Below are 18,122 nucleotides of genomic sequence, written 5' to 3' on the forward strand. Positions count from 1 at the left end.
TGTCGCATATTGAGCAAAAGTGGAAGAGGTAATCGATATTATAAACCGGGAAATGATAACAAGATTTTATCGGCGAACTGTGGGAAAATGATTTGACGTACTAATTGTACGCCTTTTATCCTTAGGAAAGCCCATTTTAAAGGAGTTGTCATGGATACCGAATTGAAGATGTCGCTGTTCACCACCGTTTGCGCGCTGGCGGTCATTATCGCTTTCAGCTTCGTTGCCGCGTTGAACTGATTTCCCTCCGGCGCTAAAAAAGGCGCAGCCTGGCTGCGCCTCGTCACATCAGAAACCGGTGCTTACGCCAGGTTTTCCGCTGCGAAGGTCCAGTTGACCAACGCCCAGAAGTTTTCCAGGTATTTTGGACGCGCATTGCGGTAATCGATGTAATACGCGTGTTCCCACACGTCAACGGTCAGCAGCGGTTTGTCTTCACCGGTCAGCGGGGTTGCCGCGTTAGAGGTGTTGACGATCGCCAGCGCGCCGTCCGGTTTTTTCACCAGCCAGGTCCAGCCGGCGCCGAAGTTTTTCACGGCGGCATCGGTGAACTGCTCTTTGAACGCAGCGAAAGAGCCGAAGGACTTGACGATCGCCGCCGCCAGTTCGCCCTGCGGTTCACCGCCGCCCTGTGGCGACAGGCAGTGCCAGTAGAAGGTGTGGTTCCACACCTGCGCCGCGTTGTTGAACACGCCGCCGTTAGAGGTCTTGATGATCTCTTCGAGCGATTTGCCCTCGAACTCGCTGCCTTTCACCAGGTTGTTCAGGTTAACCACGTAGGTGTTGTGGTGTTTGCCGTAGTGGTATTCCAGGGTCTCGGCGGAGATGTGCGGCTCGAGCGCGTTTTTCTCATACGGTAATGCAGGTAATTCAAACGACATTGCTTCCTCCTTTACAGCGCCATATGCCCCCCGCCGGGGCGAGAGCCGGATGGGCCGTTTTTTATTGTGGTCATTCAATCTTAACAATTTTCATCATAAAAAACAGGAGGAAAAGCGAGAAATGCGCGTGGGGAAGTGCGATGGGCGATAGCTTGAGCAGGCGGTTGCGACCGGGGCCGCAACCGCGCAGAGCGGGAAATTAACGAATGGTTTTCGGCGTCACTACGCGGCGTGCGCCGATGTAGTGGTTCTGCCAATAGTCGTTGTCGAGCTGGCTGATGCGGATCTCTTCGCCGGTGCGCGGCGACTGGATGAATTTGCCGTTGCCGAGGTAGACGCCGACGTGGTCCGCCACGCCGCGGTTGTTGATGCGGAAGAACACCAGATCGCCGCTTTCCAGCTCGCTTTTCTTGATCGGCGCCGCGTCGCGCAGGTGATACATCTCGTTGGCGGTGCGCGGCATCTTGATTTTCACCACGTCTTTATAGGCGTAATAGATGAGGCCGCTGCAGTCGAAGCCGGTGCGCGGCGAGCTGCCGCCCCAGCGGTAAGGTTTGCCCATCTGGCCCATCAGCTTGGCCATCGCGGTCTGTTTGGCGTGCTGGTAGCGTTTCTTGTGCGCCGGGCTGAGTTTCAACGGCTTTTCTTCACGCGCCAGCTTGGCGGTGGCCATGCCGGCTTCGCGGTGGCGGCCATAGCCTTTTTTGTAGCCCTTTTTCGGCGGGGTGACTTTAATCTTGGCGGTTTTCTGCGCTTTGGCCTTGGGTTTGGCGCTGACGATCTTTTTCGCGCTTTTCTCGCTTTTGGCCTTGGCGGTCTTGGTTTTTTTCTCGGGAGCCGTCACTTTGGCTTTCTTGGCGGCTTTATCCGCTTTCTTTTTTCTGCGGTCATCGGGCCGCGCTTCATTGGCATGGCTTTTACGCTGCTCGGCGGCAACACGCGCCTGTGGCGCAGCGTGCGCCAAATTGAAGAAGAGCTGCGTAAACAGCAGCGCAAAGAGCGTAAGAATTAAACGCATGTCGACGTCACCAACCTTGGCCCCGAAACGGATATCGAAAGAGTTACAGTATTCCCGAATTTCGCCATATAAAACAGCGAAGAACTCAGAAATAATAATCCATATTGTGAGAAAACGTTAATGACATTTTTTTTGGTTTAAAATCAGCCTGTTGGTGTATGAAAAAACGTCAACCTATGGCGGATGGGATAATTAATCCGCGCCGTCGTCGCGGCGCAATATATTAGTGAAATGGTCGGATTAAAAATGTTATTCTCAGCGTATGTTTTGACCGGAATGACGTGGCCGGTGAAACGCGATCGGCGGCGGGTGAATATCCTTGCAAAAGATGGCGTTTTCTTGCGACTGTTCCAGCCGCTACAATAGAGCGCGTGATGCATGTTGTAGCCATGAAATGTGGCTTGAGGAAGCAATAAATGACGACGACAATTGAAAAAATTCAGCACCAGATCGCTGAAAACCCGATTCTGCTGTACATGAAAGGCTCGCCAAAGCTGCCGAGCTGCGGCTTCTCCGCACAGGCTGTGCAAGCGCTGTCCGCCTGCGGCGAGCGTTTCGCCTACGTGGATATTCTGCAGAACCCGGACATCCGCGCCGAGCTGCCAAAATACGCCAACTGGCCGACTTTCCCGCAGCTGTGGGTTGACGGTGAGCTGGTCGGTGGTTGCGATATCATTATCGAAATGTATCAGCGCGGCGAGCTGCAGCAACTGATCAAAGAGACGGCTGAAAAGTATAAAGCGCAGGAAGACCAGCAGTCTTAATCGACAAGCTTGCGGTTATCGCGTAACGGGCGGCGCCAGTGCAAACTGGGCCGCCTTTTTCATTGGTTTTATTCGGCGAGATCGGCGGCGGGCAGCGGCCAGCCGCCGAGGCGTTTCCAGCGGTTAACCAGCTCACAAAACAGCAGGGCGGTTTGCTCGGTGTCGTACAGCGCGGAGTGCGCCTGGCTGCTGTCGAACGGCATGCCGGCGGCGATGCAGGCTTTGGCCAGCACCGTTTGGCCCAGCACCAGGCCGCTCAGCGCCGCGGTGTCGAAGGTGGCGAACGGATGGAACGGGTTGCGCTTCAGCCCGGCGCGTTCTGCCGCGGCCATCAGGAAGCTGTGATCGAAGTTGGCGTTGTGCGCGACGATAATGGCCCGATTACAACCGCGATCCTTGAGCCCTTTGCGCACCGCTTTGAAAATGGCGTGCAACGCGTCATATTCGCTGACTGCGCCGCGCAGCGGGTTGTGCGGATCGATGCCGTTAAACGCCAGCGCCTCCGGTTGCAGGTTGGCGCCCTCGAAAGGCTCCACGTGGAAGTGCAGGGTTTCGTCCTGCTGCAGCCAGCCGTCTTCATCCATTTTCAGCGTCACGGCGGCGATCTCCAGCAACGCATCGGTATTGGCGTTGAACCCGGCGGTTTCAACATCTATTACTACGGGATAAAACCCACGAAAACGACCACTCAGGGCGTTAAGATCACTTTTCTCGGCCATCAGTTTCTTATCTTCATCGAATGCAGCGCGCATTATGGCAAATTTTGCGCCCGGTTGCAGGCGCTATCGCGCGGAGAATCAGCAGGGCGCGGGGCGCCCTGAAGGGGAGGCTTAGTGGCCGAGGCCCTGACCGGCGTGTTTGTTTTCGATCAGCTCGATTTTGTAACCGTCCGGATCTTCGACGAAGGCGATCACCGTGGTGCCGCCCTTCACCGGACCGGCTTCGCGGGTGACCTTGCCGCCGGCGCGGCGGATGCTGTCGCAGGTGGCGGCGACGTCGTCCACGCCCAGCGCCAGGTGGCCGAAGGCGGTGCCCATGTCGTAGCTGTCGGTACCCCAGTTATAGGTTAGTTCGATAACCGCGCCTTCGCTCTCTTCCGTATAGCCGACGAAAGCCAGCGAGTATTTGTACTCCGGGTTCTCACTGGTGCGCAGCAGGCGCATGCCTAATACCTTGGTGTAGAAGTCGATGGCGCGTTGCAGGTCACCGACGCGGATCATGGTATGGAGTAAGCGCATAATTCCTCTGAATTAACTGTGCCGTGGCAGACGGCGGGTGGATTGAAGCACAAGCGAGTATAGCCTTGTCCCGCAAGGAAATTCAATGTAACGACTGAGTGACAATGTCACATGTTGTCGTCATGCCGGTGATGCCTAATTATTGATCGAGCGTGCCGATCGATACGAAGTAATTGATCTGCACAATCAATTATCAATCCTGCGTGCAACCGTGTAAAAATTAAACGGCAGTATAAACAACACCAGGGAACAGCGGCCCGCCTTGTGCGGGCCTTTTTGCAAGCGGCGCATAAAAAAACGGCCATGCGCTTGCGTGGCCGTTGGGCGTCAGGACGGGTTACTTCGCCAGAAACGGATAGTCGGTATAGCCTTCGGCACCGCCGCCGTAGAAGCTTTCCGGCTTAGGTTCGTTCAGTGGTGCGTGCTGACGGAAACGCTCGACCAGATCCGGGTTGGCGATATAGCTGCGGCCGAAGGCTACCGCGTCGATGAAACCTTTTTCGATCAGCGCTTCGGCTTTTTCGGCGGTGTAGGCGCCGGCGCCGACGATCACCCCTTTAAAGTGGGCGCGCACCGAGTCGCGGAAGGCGTCGGAATACGGTTTGCCGCCTGCCCAGTCCGGTTCGGAGATGTGCAGGTAGGCGATGTTGCGCTTGTTCAGCTCTTCCACCAGGTACAGCGCCGCTTCCTCCTGATCTTCCCCATTGTCCAGACCGTTGAACGGCCCCAGCGGCGAGATGCGGATGCCAATATGTTCGGAACCCCATTCGGCGACCGCCGCGTCGACCACTTCCAGCGTCAGGCGGGTGCGATTCTCGATGCTGCCGCCGTATTGATCGGTACGTTGGTTGGAGGCAGGGGACATGAACTGGTGCAGCAGATAGCCGTGGGCCGCATGCAGTTCGATGAAGTCGAAGCCGGCCTCGCGCGCGTTGGCGGTTGCCTGACGAAAATCGTTGACGATACCCGGGATCTCGCGGGTTTCCAGCGCACGCGGCGTGGAGGTTGGTACGCGCACCCAGGCGCCGGTTTCATCGCGTACGGTGGTGCGCGATTCGGCGTTGATCGCCGAAGGGGCGACCGGCGCTTGTCCGCCCGGCTGCAGGCTGTCGTGGGAGATGCGCCCTACGTGCCACAGCTGCACGGCGATGTGGCCGTTTTTGTCATGCACCGCCTGCGTGATGTTTTTCCATGCGGCGATCTGTTCCGGAGTGTGCAGGCCCGGCGCACCGGCGTAGCCTTTCGCCTGGAAAGAAACCTGCGTCGCTTCGGTCACGATCAGGCCGGCGCTGGCGCGCTGCGCATAGTATTCCGCCATCAGCGGCGTAGGAATGTCGCCCGGCTCGATGCTGCGCAGACGCGTCAGCGGAGCCATAAACACGCGGTTGGGCAGGGTGACGGCGCCAACTTTCAGCGGAGAGAGCAATTTTTCAGTCTTCATAGTGCATCCTGTATTTAATAGACCGGTCGTCTAGTAATGGGCGATAAAAAAACACGAACTGCATTTTTCAATAAAAAGAGATTGTTACCGTTACGGCTGCGGCGAGCGCAGCAGCAACTCGATGCTTTCCAGCGCGCTGGTCAACGGCGCCAGCGAGCGACGGATCTTGGCGCGCAGCGAGGCGCCGAGCCACAGTGAATACAGCGTCTCCGCAGTCGCCGCCGGGCTCATGGCTACCGACAGCGAGCCCTCGGCGATACCGCGCTCAATAGCCGCCTGCAGGTGGCCAATCACGCGAGCGGTCCCGATTTCCAGGGCATGACGCATCGGTTCCGACAGATCGCTCACCTCGGCGGAAAGCTTCACCGCCAGGCAGGCGTTGTGGCACTCGCTGCGGCAATGGTAGCTGATGGCCTGGGCGTAATAGCCGAGCAGTTGGTGGCGAGCATCGCCGCGTTCGTCGGCGAACAGCGCCTGCATTTGCGCGTCATAATGCGTGAAATAGCGTTGCAGCATCGCTTCGCCGAAGGCTTCCTTCGAGCGAAAATAGTGGTAGAACGAGCCTTTCGGCACGCCCGCGGTGGCCAGCAGCTCGCTCAGCCCCATGCCGGTAAAGCCAAGGCGCAGGCTGAGAGTTTCGCCGGTGGCGAGCAGATGTTCACGTGTGTCCACGTTGCAATGCGTTGATTTGGTCATCATGGTGCCGAGCATAATAGACCGATTGGTCTAGGTCAATGGGAATAAAAAAACCGGCGCACAAAACGCCGGTTGTCTGTAAACCATTGTGCCTCAGCGGCACGAGGAAGTTAAGCGCTTACGCCGCGCTGCGGCAACGCTGCAGGATATCCAACCGGGACTGATATTCGCGGGTTTGTACGTTCAGCATGCCCAGCAGGGTGTGGAACAGGTTATCCTGCGAAACCTCGTCTTGTTCCGCCAGCGCGTTCAGGCACTGGCGATCGATGCCGAAGTTGCGTTGATAATCTGCGGACATCCACATCAGGAAAGGCACGTGAGTTTGCTGACTCGGCGCGAAGACATAAGGCGTGCCGTGCAGATACATGCCGTTTTCACCCAGCGATTCGCCATGATCGGACAAGTAAACCAGCGCGGTATTGAACCTATCGTCATACTGCTGCAGCAGCTTGACGGTGGCATCGAGCATCGCGTCGGTATACAGAATCGAGTTGTCGTAGGTGTTCACCAGCTGTTCATGGCTGCAATCCTGAATCTGATTGCTGTTGCAGGTCGGCGTAAACGTCTGGAACTCTGGCGTGCTGCGACGGTAATAAGCGGGTCCGTGGCTGCCCATCTGATGCAGCACGATCACGCCGTCGTCTTTCAGGCTACTGATGTAGTCGTTCAGCTTGTACAGCAGCGCGTTGTCCATGCACACCTCGCCGTCACAGTCCTGCGGCAGTTTCAGCTTGGTCATGTCGATGTGCGGTACCCGGTCGCAAGCGCCTTTGCAGCCGCCGTCGTTATCGCGCCACAGCACGTTGACGCCGGCGTGCGCCAGCACGTCGAGCATGCCTTCCTGGTGCGCCGCCAGAGTCGCGTCGTACTCTCTGCGCGGCATGTTGGAGAACATGCAGGGCACGGAGATCGCCGTCTCGGTACCGCATGAGCTGGCGTTCTTGAAGTAGACCACGTCGTCCTGCTTCAGGCGCGGGTTGGTTTCGCGCGCGTAGCCGCCGAGGGAGAAGTTTTCGGCGCGGGCGGTTTCGCCTACCACCAGGATCACCAGCGTTTTCTTGGCCTGCCCGGCGATCAGCGGCCCTTTGCGCGCGTCTTCGCCGATTTTGACCAACGGCAGATTACGGGTGAAGTAACGCTGTTCGGTGAACTTGATAGAACCGGCGACGAAGTTGGAAGGCGTCAACATTTTCACCACGCTTTTATTGTTGCGGATCAGCGAAGCGTAGTCTTTGTAGAACAGGGCGGCGACGATCAGGATCACCACCAACGACAGCATGACGTTGGCGGCGCGCAGCCCGACCATATACCACCAGGGGCGAGTCTGGCGAATATGGGTGAAGCAGACCGCCAGCGCCGGCAGAATGCCGAGCAGCGCCAGCCACACCCCCATGCGCGGCGTCAGCAGCGCCGTCGCTTCCTGGGTATTGGTTTCGAAGGCGTTTTGCATCATGTTGCCGTCGATCACTACGCCATAGCTGTACATGAAATAGTTGGCTGCGGCGCTGCCGAGCAAGAAAAAGACGATCAGCGGCTTGCGCAGATAGGGCACGGTCAACACGCTGAAGATGATATTCAGCGCACAAAAGATCACCACCGGCATGCTGGCGGCGAAAATCACGCTGTGGACGCTATCGAAGGCGATATACGACCAGGCGCGATGCAGGAATAACGCGTTTTGAAACAGAGTGAAGAACAGGGCGGTGGCGAGGATAAAACCGAGGCTGTTGCACTGTAAGCGTTGACGTAACCACATTGCCAAATCTGGATCCTGAGAGTAGATAATGCCTTGAAATCTACCGGATGAAACTTAAGAAAACCTTAGAAATTCAGAATACTGGCGGCGGTGAACGCGGGGAAAACGCCAGGCCGGGCGGCCTGGCGGCGAGACGGTTTAGTAGGCGGCGGTGAACTGCGCGCGAATAAACTGAGGTTTTTCAATCTCATCAACGATAGCGACCGCCAAATCTTCCACCGAAATGCTGGCCGGTGCTTCGCCGTTCATCAGCAACTGCGTGGTGCCGAGGCGGAACTGACCGGTGCGTTTGCCCGGTTCCAGCAGGGCGGCCGGCGAGAGATAGGTCCAGTCGAGCGCCGATTCGTTGCGCAGTTTGTTGCGCAGATCGCGTACCGCCTGAGCGCCAGGGCGAATCTCTTCCGGGAACTGCGGCGTATCCACCAGTTCAACCCCCGGCGCCACTTCCAGGCTGCCGGCGCCGCCGACCACCAGCAGACGCTTGACGCCGGCCTGTTCGACCGCGGTGAGGATCTGCTGGGCGCCGCGGACGGTTTTCTCATACAGGTGGTCTTCGCCCCAGCCGGGGTTGTAGGCGCTGATCACCGCATCCTGACCGCGCAACTGTCCCGCCAGCCAGGCGGTATCGGCAACGTCGCCCAGCGCGACGGTCAGATGGGCGTGCTCCGGCAAATCTTTGTTCTGGCGGGCGATCGCCGTCACCTGAATGCCGCGAGCCAGCGCTTCATCCACCACGCGGCGGCCAACAAAACCGGTTGCTCCAATAATGGCTACTTTCATCTGCATGCTCCTTCGGGGATGGGTCAATATCGTGAGGCAGGCCAGTGTGCCTGCTGCGTGGGTTCTACTCTAGCCCTTAACAATAGCCGTGATTAGTGCCATATTCATGCTTTCTTGATTAAGTAAAACTTCCTAATCGTGGATAAACTCAATCGAATGGCAGTATTCGCCACCGTAGTGGCGGAGGGATCGCTGGCCGGCGCCGCGCGGCGGCTGGGCATGACGCCGTCGGCGGTCAGCCAGCACATGCGCTCGCTGGAGAAGGCGCTTGGGGTGCCGCTGCTGCACCGTTCCACCCGTCGTCTGGCGCTGACCGAGGCGGGGGCGGCGTTTTACCCCGGCTGCGAGGCGATGTTGCAACAGGCGCAGCAGGCGGAGCAGCGGTTGGCCGAGCTGCGGGATACGCTGGTGGGCGAGCTGCGCATCGCTACCCCGGTCGGCATCGGCGGCCGCTCGCTGGCGGAGGCGTTGTCGCCGCTGTTGCAGGCGCATCCCAAGCTGACGCTACGGGTGCTGGCGGACGATCGCATCGTCGATATGATAGAACAGCGGGTCGACATTGCGCTGCGAGCCAATCGTCAACTGGCGGACGCCAATATGATCGCCCACCCGCTGACGGAATGGCCGATGGTGCTGTGCGCCGCGCCCCGTTATCTCAGCCAGCATGGGGTGCCGGAAAGGCCGCAGGATTTGGTGCAGCACCGCTGGATCTCCAGCGGCTACAGCGGGGCGCACCTGGACTTGCTGCATCAGTCCGGGCAGCAGGTCAAGCTGCGGCTGGCAGAAGGGCAGATCGTCAGCGAGAGCATGAACGTGATGCGTGCCTTTACCCGCGCCGGGCTGGGGATTTCCGTTCAGCCGCTGTATGAAATCGGCGACGAGTTGCAGCGCGGTGAGCTGTTGTTGCTGCTGCCGGAATGGCGGCCTGCGCCGCTCCGCTTGCACGCGCTGACCCTCGAGCGCACCATGCCGGAGAAAAGTCGCCAGGCGCTGCGCTATTTGCGCGACTATTTTCGCCGCAATGGCGAAAAGGGACTTGCCAGCGGCGGCGATGGCGTCTTCAATTAGCAAGAGAATGCAGGAGGCCCCGTGGCGCAGCAGCTTGAATTTTTCGACATCCCCAGCCCGTGTCGCGGCATTTGCCAGGCCGACGATCGCGGTTTCTGCCGTGGCTGCCTGCGCAGCCGCGAGGAGCGCTTCGGCTGGATGAGCATGAGTGACGCGCAAAAGCGCGAGGTGCTGCGCCTGTGCCGTCAACGCTTCCTGCGCCTGCAGCGCGCCAATAAAGCCCCCGACGAGCCGTTGCCGGAACAGCCTTCGTTGTTTTAACCTTTCCTGATCTGCCGCACGTTCGCGCGGCTTAGCGCTTCCCTGGGCCTCACCGGCTTGTGTATGCTGGCTGACAACTAATGTCATGAGGTTTTCGCAATGGTAGAACGTATTCGTCTCGCGCCGCAGGGGCCTGAGTTTTCCCGCATGATTTGCGGTTACTGGCGGTTGATGGAGTGGGGCATGTCGCCGCAGCAGCTGCTGACGTTTATCGAACAGCATGTCGAGTTGGGCGTCACCACCGCCGATCACGCGGATATCTACGGCGGTTATGCCTGCGAACAGGCGTTCGGCGACGCGTTGCGCCTGAAGCCGGCGCTACGCCAGTCGCTGGAGCTGGTGACCAAGTGCGGCATCGCCACGACCGCCAGGCCCGGCAACCCGATCGGCCACTACATCACCGACCGCGATCATATCGTACAGAGCGCGGAACAGTCGCTGCGCCATCTGCATACCGACTACCTCGATCTGCTGCTGATCCACCGCCCGGACCCGTTGATGGATGCCGACGACGTGGCCGAAGCCTTTGTCGCGCTGCACAAAAGCGGCAAGGTGCGCCATTTCGGCGTCTCCAATTTTACCCCCGCGCAGTTCCAACTGCTGCAGTCGCGCCTGCCGTTCACGCTGGCCACCAATCAGGTGGAAATTTCGCCGATTCATCAACCGGCCATTCTCGACGGCACGCTCGACCAGTGCCAACAGCTGCGCATCAAACCGATGGCCTGGTCTTGTCTGGGCGGCGGGCGCTTGTTCAACGACGCCGAGTTCCAGCCGCTGCGCGATGAGCTGCAGCGGGTGGCGCAAGAGATTGGCGCCGAGACCATCGAGCAGGTGGTGTACGCCTGGGTGATGCGCCTGCCGTCGTCACCGTTGCCGATTATCGGCTCCGGCAAGATTGAGCGGGTGCGTTCGGCGCTGAAGGCGCAGAAATTGGTGTTGAACCGCCAGCAGTGGTTCCGCATTCGCAAGGCGGCGCTGGGGTATGACGTGCCTTAAGGCGGAGCGGCAAGAGCAAAGCCGGGCGGCGCAAGCGCCCGGCTTTTTTTACGTTGGTCCTTAGGCCAACACCACCTGATCGGTGTTGAAGTGATCGAGCGAGACGCCGATCAGCGTTACCTGGCTGTTGCCGAAGGCCAGCACCAGATCGTCGTTTTGCTGCGTGGCGTAGTCGCGGATATTGCCGCTGGCGCCTTCGGTGCCGATAAACACCAGTTTATCGGTGGCGTTGAAGCCATACAGCTGGTCGTGGCCGAAATCGCCGCTGAACAGGAAGGTATTGCCGTTGCCGACGCCCTTCAGGATGTCATCGCCGCTGCCGCCGACGAAGGTCAGGTTGCCGCCGGCGTGGCCGATAAGCGTGTCGTTGCCGGCATTGCCGAACAGCCAGGCGTCGTGGCTGCGAGCCTGCAGGACGTCATCGCCGTCGCCGCCGGTGGTGGCGGCCGCATAGGCTTTGAGGCCCGAATCCGATTTCAATCCGGCGGCGGTCACCTGATGATCCACCTCTTTGCTGAAAATCAGCCAGGAGGTTTCTTTACTGCGCAAGGTGCTGATGTCGTCCGCCAATGTAATGCCGCCCTTGGCGTCGCGCAGGTAAAGCGTATTGCCGTCGTAGGCGACCTCGGTGTTTTTCAACGCCTGCTGGGTATCGAAGATATTGTGACCTTTGCCGCCGGCGATCAGATTATAGCCACCGGCGTCGCGGAAGATATCGTCGCCGTCGCGGCCCTCGAGATAGTCGTTGCCTTTGCCGCCCTTGATCAGGTCATTGCCGTCGCTGCCGATGATAAACGTCGGCCCGCTGTGGGTTTCCGCGTTGCGGTTCAGATCTTCCACCCAGGTATTGCCGCGCGTGACGTTCGACAGGTTGGAGACGATGATGGTCGAGTCTTTGTCGGTCAGCGAATAAAACTCGGAGTTCAGCACCCGCATCAGACCATCCTGATAGAAAAACGGCAGGTGGGACAGCCAGGTCGGAATGTTGAGGATGGAGAACGGCAGCAGGTTCCAGGCGTCCGACGCGTAGTGGTCGTTGAAGTTGACGATATTGTTGGTGGCGGAGGTATGCGGCGCATCGTGGACGCCCAGTGACGGCAGGGTCAGCGAAGTGCCGTCGAGCGCACGGAACACCGGATCGTTCTCATAGCCGATATTGATCACCTTGCCGCCGGCTTCGTACTGGGTCGGCGAGGCGAAGGCGACATAGTTGGACTGCGCGTAGAAACCACCCCAGTTGGCGTCGCTCTGCGCCGCCATGCTGTTGACCGCCAGTCCGCCGAGGCTATGGCCGCTGACCACCACGTCCTCGCCGCTCAGCCCGTGCGCCTGCGCGAATTTTGCCACGTCGCCCAGCAGTTGGCCGAAGGCCTTCAGCGTGTAGCCGTCGGCGTAGCCTTTCGGCCCGAACCCGGCCAACAGATCGTTAATCACATCGCCGATGGTATCGCCGATCAGCGTCTCGCGCGGGCCGCTGGTACCGCGAAATGAGATGCCAATGGCGGTGAGATTGCCTTCGCTGTCATATTTTCCCAGCACCTCGGCCTGCGCGGTGGTGTAACCGGCGGTTTCGCCGTAGTAGGTGCCGCGCGCATCGGTTTTACCGGCGTAGCCCAGCTGCGCGGCGCTGATGACCGACCAGCCGGCATTGTTCACCGCCTCCTGCGCGGCCTGTTCGGAGTCGGGGTTCCAGGGAAGGCCGGGCAGACCGCCCTGTGATTGGGTGCTGCCGATGAGCGCGGTGATCAGCGTCAGCGGCAGGCCCAACCCGAAACCGGTTTGGTAGTAGCCTTCATCGAAGCCGTTATCGATATTGTGGTAAGCGTAGGTAGAGATGGCCAAGGCGTCGGAGAACAGCGCCTTCGACGCGTTTTCGTCAAGATCCTTATAGCTAAAGATGCCCATATCAGTTCCTTATGAAGTATGCCGCCTGGCCTGGATGTGAACTCTCATGCGCTGGCGGTAGAAACAGGGAAACAACGTTAGCCGAACGACAGCTGGTCAGAGGACCAACATCGGTAAAATGATTATTAGCGCTAAATATTAGGCCTGCGAATCAAATTGGCGAGATTGTGCGTTGGTTAACAGTGCCGGCACGGGCTCTCCTATACTGATAACTCGATATAGTCATTAAGGAGACTGATTGATGAAACGTTATTGGTATGCGGCGTTTGGCCTGATGGCCTGTGGGGCCGCTCAGGCGGCAACGGTCGACGTTGAGATGAATTTGGTGACCGGGCAGGGCATCGGTCAGGATATCGGCAAAGTGGTCATCAGCGAAACGCCGTACGGTTTGCTGTTCACGCCGGATTTGAAAGCGTTGCCGGCCGGGGTGCACGGTTTCCACGTGCATGAGAAAGGCAGCTGCGAACCGGGCATGAAGGACGGCAAGGCGGTGGCGGCGCTGGCGGCCGGCGGCCATTTCGATCCGCAAAAGACCGGCAAACATCTCGGGCCGTATGCCGACGGGCACCTGGGTGACCTGCCGGCCATCTATGTGACCGCCGACGGCATGGCTACCTATCCGGTGTTGGCGCCGCGGCTGAAGAAAATCAGCGAAATTGAAGGCAAAGCGCTGATGGTGCACGCCGGCGGCGATAATCATTCGGATCATCCACTGCCGCTCGGCGGCGGCGGTGAACGTTTCGCCTGCGGCGTGATTAAGTGATCATCCGCCGCTAACGGCCGGGGCAGCGGCGGGCTGGCCGGTAGCCAGCTGCAGCTGCTGCAGCGAGCAGTAGAGCCGCCAAATCAGGCCGGCCAGATCGCGCGCCGCCTGTTCCGGGTGGTGCGCCAGCGCGTTGCTGATGCGCTGCAGCTCCTGCAGCGTGGCGTCGAGCGAGCTGTGCTGCACGCCTTTCTCCGTCATGATGCCGCGCAGGTGGTGAATGCAGACGTTGCGCACCGCCGACAGCGGATCGGAACGGGTTTGCCAGTCGCGCAGTTGCCAGACGATATGGCTGCAGTTGAGCAGCACCACGCCCCAGCGCAACAGCCAGGTGCGCGCCTCTTGATCCTGACTTTGGTTAAGCTGGCTGATGCGGTGGTAGATCAGCGATTCGAACTGACTTTCGCTCTGCTGCGGCCGTTTGCTCAACTGATCGATAAAATCGCGCCGCAGCGCGCGGATAATGCGGCGGCTTTTGCGTTTGTCCGAACTGGGGCGCAGGATTTGAAACGCCAGCCCGGCCAGCAGCACGCCGACGACTTTAGCGATATTGTCATTGATAAAGGACTGATAGTCATAACTCGGCGGATTGCTGACGGTCAGGAACGAGCCCATAAAGACGATCAGCTGCCCCCAGAGCGCGGCATAAGGCGGATGCTGCAGCTTGAGCATCTGCATGGTCACCAGGATCGGGAACAGGAAGGCGCAGAACACCCAAAAATCGTCGATCTGGATCATCAAACCGAATTTCACCACGAAACAGGCGACCGAGAGCAGCAACACCGCCTTGAGCAAGGTGCTGATGCTGTTGATCGGTGAAGGCGTCGAAGAGTAAAGCACGCAGCTGATGGCGGTGAGCGTCAGCGCCGCGCTGCCGGCGTCCCACTGCGTGTTGATCCAGTAGGCACAGCCGATCACGATGCATAAAAAGGTGCGCAGGCCGTTGTAAGCGGCCTCATAACTGTCGGTGTGGCGCGCCAGCGAGGTGACACGCGGCGGCTGGAGTTCGCTGACCGCCGTGGCGTTCTCCAGCCGCTGCAGCCAACGGTTGCAGCGCAGGTAAAGCCAGCAGAAATGTCGCAGACGCAGCCAGAAGGCGCGATGGCGATAGTCCGTCGGATCTTGCGGGGCGATTTGCTGGAGCAGGCGCGCCAAACGGTATTTGTCGGTGGCGGGATCGCGCAGTTCGTCCAGCAGCTGCGTCAGCACCGGCATCAGGTTGGCGGGGCGATCCGGCCAGTTCAGCAGCATGCGGCGCAGGCTGGAAATAACGCTGGTAATGCGCAGCTGCTGGTGCAACAGATAATTGAGCAGATTGTTTTGCCGCCGCAGCCGGTAGTGGCTCCAAAACGCCTGAATACGCAGCAGGTTCATGGTCAGGATTTGGCCGATGACCCCTTCGTGCGAGGTACGCATCTGCGCGGTGACCTCCGGCTGCCACAGCATGGCGGCGTGTTCCAGCAGGCGCAGCTGCATGCGCCGCAGCGAGGTCAGCAAGGCTTCGCCGTCGGAGGTGCTGGGCAGGATCATCATCATCAACCCGCCGCACAGAATGCCGGTGATCACTTCACAAACCCGTGCCTGGGCAATATCGAAGATCTGCTGGGTATCGGTGACGTTGACCGTACCGAAGGCGATGATGGCGGCGGTATACCCCGCCAGCGCGAAGGCATACGAGACGTTGTTCTGGTAATGGTTGGAGATATAGGTGCACAGCCCGATCCAGGCGGCGATGAACAGCGTGAACAGCCAGGGATCGTTCAGACAGTGGCCGGCGATCGCCACCGACGCGGCGGCGCCCAGCAGGCTGCCGAAGATGCGGCCGATGCTTTTGCTGATCACGCCGCCGATGGTGGGGAAGCTGACCACCGCGGCAGAGGTCAGCGCCCAATAGGGTTCGTCGAGCTCGAGTACGAACGCCACCCACAGCGCCAGACACATCGCCAGCGAATTGCGCAGCGCGTAGCGCCATTGGCCGCCGGTCGCCTTACCCCAGGGGGTGCGGCTCCACTCCAGAAAAGACAGGTTCACACTTTAGTTCCGCTGATGAATCGAAATGGTGCAGGTGGTGCCGGCGACCAGCGTCAAATCGGCGGGCACGTTGAGCAATTTTATCCGTACCGGCACGCGCTGGGCCAAACGTACCCAGGGAACATTAGGCTTAACGTCCATTAATAGATCGTTGCTGCTGTCAACGCTCTGATCGTAAATGGCGCGGCCGATGCTCTCTACTTCCCCCTGCAGCGGCGTGTTGCCGTTATATAAAACGATGTCCGCTTTATTGCCTTCTTTTATATGCTTCAGCTTGGTTTCTTCGAAATAACCGAGTACATAAAACGAGTGCACATCCACCAGCGCCACCAAGGGCGTGCCGGCGTTGGCGTAGTTTCCGACTCGCGCCTGCAGGTTGGTGATATAACCGTCCGTCGGGGCGTAAATTTTGGTTTTGCTCAAATTCCATTTGGCCTGCTCCAGGTTGGCCTGAGCGGCTTTATAGGCGGCCTTCATTGCCTGAGCAGCTAAATTGGACTCGTCCAAATCTTCAGCGGAAATAACGTTGCGCGGCAAACCGCGGCGGCGGGCGGCCTCGTGGTCCGCCTTGGCCAGATCGGATTGCGCTTTTGCCACAGCGGCCTCGGCATTGTCCAGCGCGATCTGGTAGGGCACCGGGTCGAGGGTAAAAATCAGACTTCCCGCAGGTACGAACTGATTGTCATTCGCGCTTATTTTCTCTAATCTTCCAGAGACTTCAGGGGTGATATTGACGAGTTCGGCGCGCACTTTTCCATCACGGGTCCATGGCGATTGCATATAATAATTCCAGAGCCACCAACCGGCACAGACGGCAATGGCGCAGACGATCACCGTAGAAAAGTATTTTAATGTTTTATGCTGCATGGGTTACCAACTCGCTAAAATCCATAAGGAACCGCTGACGGTCAGAACGAAAATGGACAGATCCATCAACATGGGATGCCAGATTTCGCCGGAATACATCCAGTCTCGCAGCAGCTGATGAATCAGCAGCCATAAGACCAGCCCTAGCAAAAAAGCTTTAAATATAGGCGGAAAATAAAGCGATGCCCCCAGCACCAAATCGGGCAAGGGGGAAGAGGCGTGTAACCATGATGTATTCACATTAACAATCCCTAAGGGTGAATATGTTGAATATTTGCATAACGATTAAACAATAGCGGCTAAAAACAGTGGCTATTTCCACAATATACATTATATACATTTGTGTTTTTAATGTGAGTTACCCAAAATAGTCTAAACTCTGGGAGGTAATGTTAGCATGCTAATTATAAGGAGGGGGAAGTGGAGTCAACATTAGGTTCAGATTTAGCACGATTGGTTCGTGTTTGGCGCGCGCTCATCGATCATCGGCTCAAGCCGTTGGAGCTGACCCAAACACACTGGGTCACTTTGCACAATATCAATCGTTTGCCGCCGGAGCAGTCGCAGATTCAGCTGGCGAAGGCGATCGGTATCGAGCAACCGTCACTGGTTCGTACGCTGGACCAATTGGAGGAGAAGGGGCTGATTACGCGCCACACCTGTGCCAACGATCGCCGCGCGAAGCGCATCAAGCTGACCGAAGCGGCCGATCCGATCATCAGGGAAGTGGACAGCGTGATCACGTCTACGCGCAGTGAGATTTTAAGCGGCATTACCGCCGACGAAGTGCATCTGTTGGTTGGGCTGATTGGCAAGTTAGAACAAAATATCACCGAACTGCAAAGCAAATAATAATATTCTTATTTTTTCTACGATTACAGTTTCACAGCATCAGAAATAAAACCGGAGGCGATTGCCTCCGGTTTGCCGTGTGTCGCCTGCTGACTTACAGCGGAGAGACGGTGATGGTGTCGCCCATGCGCGCCATGCGTACGCGCTGGCCCGGGCTGAACTTGGTGTCGCCCGCTTTCTGTACCACCACGATGTTCTCTTTCTGGTCGGTTTTGATTTCCAGCTCGTAGCCTGAGGTACGGCCGGCCACTTCACCGATGCTGTTGCCTGCCGCGCCGCCGGCGATAGCGCCCGCCGCGGTAGCCAGCGTACGGCCGGTGCCGCCGCCAACGGTGTTACCCAACAGGCCGCCAATCACCGCGCCGCCGATCATCCCCAAGGCGTTGGAGCCTTCGCCGCCCTGAATTTTCACCGGACGCACGGAAACCAGCGTCCCGTAGGTGACGTTTTGCACCTGTTTGGCCTGCGAGGACGAGTAGACATCGCCGGACATGGATTCATTGGCGCACCCAGCCAGCGTAACGGCGGCGACGGCAACGACGAGAAGACGCTTGATCATATAAAACTCCTGATGGTAGTAGTCCATAACCTGGCAATGCTCTCCAGGCAAGATTCAGTGAAAATGATAGACAAAGTATGGCGGAAAGTTGGCATATCACCATGCTTCATCGCTGCACGCAGCTTAACTTTCCTCTGTTCAACCAATAATAAACCGCGGTTTACCTTTATGACAGCCTCGGCGACATTCCGTTGCCGGTTAAGGCACGGTTTAACACATAAAGTGTGCCACAGCGGCGCATCTGGC

General features: G+C 58.5%; 20 protein-coding genes. 7 read left to right on the forward strand and 13 right to left on the reverse strand.

Features of this window, described 5'->3' with window-relative positions; all coding sequences use genetic code 11:
• Positions 1–150 precede the first annotated feature (150 nt).
• The gene (locus GKN89_RS00510) at positions 151–240 is read left to right on the forward strand and encodes a YnhF family membrane protein (protein ID WP_019455989.1); all 90 of its coding nucleotides are present in this window, start codon (positions 151–153) and stop codon (positions 238–240) included.
• Between the two features lie 62 nt (positions 241–302).
• Here the strand turns inward: GKN89_RS00510 and sodB are convergent, their stop codons facing one another.
• Together sodB and GKN89_RS00520 are read right to left on the reverse strand one after the other, a co-directional pair.
• Entirely contained in the window at positions 303–881 is a 579-nt protein-coding gene (gene sodB / locus GKN89_RS00515; RefSeq protein ID WP_004931333.1) for a superoxide dismutase [Fe], read from the reverse strand.
• A gap of 199 nt (positions 882–1,080) precedes the next feature.
• Complete coding sequence (locus GKN89_RS00520) at positions 1,081–1,899, reverse strand: C40 family peptidase (protein WP_048233575.1); 819 nt, start codon at positions 1,897–1,899, stop codon at positions 1,081–1,083.
• 416 nt (positions 1,900–2,315) lie between these two features.
• Between GKN89_RS00520 and GKN89_RS00525 the strand changes: the two genes are divergently transcribed.
• The gene (locus tag GKN89_RS00525; RefSeq protein ID WP_019455987.1) at positions 2,316–2,663 is read left to right on the forward strand and encodes a Grx4 family monothiol glutaredoxin; all 348 of its coding nucleotides are present in this window, start codon (positions 2,316–2,318) and stop codon (positions 2,661–2,663) included.
• A 68-nt stretch (positions 2,664–2,731) separates the two neighbouring features.
• Here GKN89_RS00525 and rnt read toward each other — a convergent pair whose 3' ends face one another.
• The 6 genes from rnt to GKN89_RS00555 form a co-directional block, all read right to left on the reverse strand.
• Positions 2,732–3,415: a ribonuclease T gene (gene rnt, locus GKN89_RS00530; RefSeq protein WP_019455986.1), complete on the reverse strand. Its 684-nt coding sequence runs from the start codon at positions 3,413–3,415 to the stop codon at positions 2,732–2,734.
• Positions 3,416–3,493: 78 nt separating this feature from the next.
• Complete coding sequence (gene gloA, locus GKN89_RS00535; protein ID WP_004931325.1) at positions 3,494–3,901, reverse strand: lactoylglutathione lyase; 408 nt, start codon at positions 3,899–3,901, stop codon at positions 3,494–3,496.
• Between the two features lie 337 nt (positions 3,902–4,238).
• A complete protein-coding gene (locus GKN89_RS00540) occupies positions 4,239–5,342 on the reverse strand; it encodes an alkene reductase (RefSeq protein ID WP_019455985.1) in 1,104 nt (367 codons plus the stop codon).
• Positions 5,343–5,432: 90 nt separating this feature from the next.
• Positions 5,433–6,053 (reverse strand): TetR/AcrR family transcriptional regulator, encoded by a 621-nt coding sequence (locus GKN89_RS00545; RefSeq protein WP_019455984.1) that lies wholly within the window; start codon positions 6,051–6,053, stop codon positions 5,433–5,435.
• A gap of 103 nt (positions 6,054–6,156) precedes the next feature.
• The gene (gene eptA / locus GKN89_RS00550) at positions 6,157–7,794 is read right to left on the reverse strand and encodes a phosphoethanolamine transferase EptA (RefSeq protein ID WP_063919365.1); all 1,638 of its coding nucleotides are present in this window, start codon (positions 7,792–7,794) and stop codon (positions 6,157–6,159) included.
• Positions 7,795–7,932: 138 nt separating this feature from the next.
• Entirely contained in the window at positions 7,933–8,574 is a 642-nt protein-coding gene (locus tag GKN89_RS00555; RefSeq protein WP_019455982.1) for an NAD(P)-dependent oxidoreductase, read from the reverse strand.
• A 138-nt stretch (positions 8,575–8,712) separates the two neighbouring features.
• Between GKN89_RS00555 and GKN89_RS00560 the strand changes: the two genes are divergently transcribed.
• From GKN89_RS00560 to GKN89_RS00570, 3 genes are all read left to right on the forward strand, one after another.
• A complete protein-coding gene (locus GKN89_RS00560) occupies positions 8,713–9,642 on the forward strand; it encodes a LysR substrate-binding domain-containing protein (protein ID WP_025159706.1) in 930 nt (309 codons plus the stop codon).
• Positions 9,643–9,663: 21 nt separating this feature from the next.
• Complete coding sequence (locus tag GKN89_RS00565; RefSeq protein ID WP_019455980.1) at positions 9,664–9,903, forward strand: DUF1289 domain-containing protein; 240 nt, start codon at positions 9,664–9,666, stop codon at positions 9,901–9,903.
• 99 nt (positions 9,904–10,002) lie between these two features.
• Positions 10,003–10,899 (forward strand): aldo/keto reductase family oxidoreductase, encoded by an 897-nt coding sequence (locus tag GKN89_RS00570; RefSeq protein ID WP_019455979.1) that lies wholly within the window; start codon positions 10,003–10,005, stop codon positions 10,897–10,899.
• Between the two features lie 60 nt (positions 10,900–10,959).
• Here GKN89_RS00570 and GKN89_RS00575 read toward each other — a convergent pair whose 3' ends face one another.
• Positions 10,960–12,804, reverse strand: a complete 1,845-nt coding sequence (locus GKN89_RS00575; RefSeq protein WP_154746136.1) for a polyurethanase — start codon at positions 12,802–12,804, stop codon at positions 10,960–10,962.
• A gap of 241 nt (positions 12,805–13,045) precedes the next feature.
• Between GKN89_RS00575 and sodC the strand changes: the two genes are divergently transcribed.
• Positions 13,046–13,567, forward strand: coding sequence for a superoxide dismutase family protein (gene sodC / locus GKN89_RS00580; RefSeq protein WP_019455977.1), 522 nt, complete (start codon positions 13,046–13,048; stop codon positions 13,565–13,567).
• Here sodC and GKN89_RS00585 read toward each other — a convergent pair whose 3' ends face one another.
• Genes GKN89_RS00585 through GKN89_RS00595 form a run of 3 tightly spaced genes read right to left on the reverse strand, consistent with a single transcriptional unit; the run spans position 13,568 to position 16,705 of the window.
• A complete protein-coding gene (locus GKN89_RS00585; RefSeq protein WP_019455976.1) occupies positions 13,568–15,598 on the reverse strand; it encodes an FUSC family protein in 2,031 nt (676 codons plus the stop codon).
• Between the two features lie 3 nt (positions 15,599–15,601).
• A complete protein-coding gene (locus GKN89_RS00590; protein ID WP_025159707.1) occupies positions 15,602–16,465 on the reverse strand; it encodes an HlyD family secretion protein in 864 nt (287 codons plus the stop codon).
• Positions 16,466–16,468: 3 nt separating this feature from the next.
• A complete protein-coding gene (locus tag GKN89_RS00595) occupies positions 16,469–16,705 on the reverse strand; it encodes a DUF1656 domain-containing protein (protein WP_025159708.1) in 237 nt (78 codons plus the stop codon).
• 180 nt (positions 16,706–16,885) lie between these two features.
• On the opposite strand from GKN89_RS00595, the gene slyA reads away from it, so the two are divergent.
• Positions 16,886–17,317 carry a transcriptional regulator SlyA gene (slyA, locus tag GKN89_RS00600; RefSeq protein ID WP_025159709.1) on the forward strand — a complete coding sequence of 144 codons (432 nt, stop codon included), beginning with the start codon at positions 16,886–16,888 and terminating at the stop codon, positions 17,315–17,317.
• A 94-nt stretch (positions 17,318–17,411) separates the two neighbouring features.
• Here slyA and GKN89_RS00605 read toward each other — a convergent pair whose 3' ends face one another.
• On the reverse strand, positions 17,412–17,876 hold the full coding sequence (locus GKN89_RS00605) for a glycine zipper 2TM domain-containing protein (RefSeq protein WP_025159710.1): 465 nt from the start codon (positions 17,874–17,876) through the stop codon (positions 17,412–17,414).
• Positions 17,877–18,122: the final 246 nt, after the last annotated feature.

This window comes from Serratia sp. YC16, assembly GCF_009707615.1.
Classification (GTDB): Bacteria; Pseudomonadota; Gammaproteobacteria; order Enterobacterales; family Enterobacteriaceae; genus Serratia; species Serratia surfactantfaciens.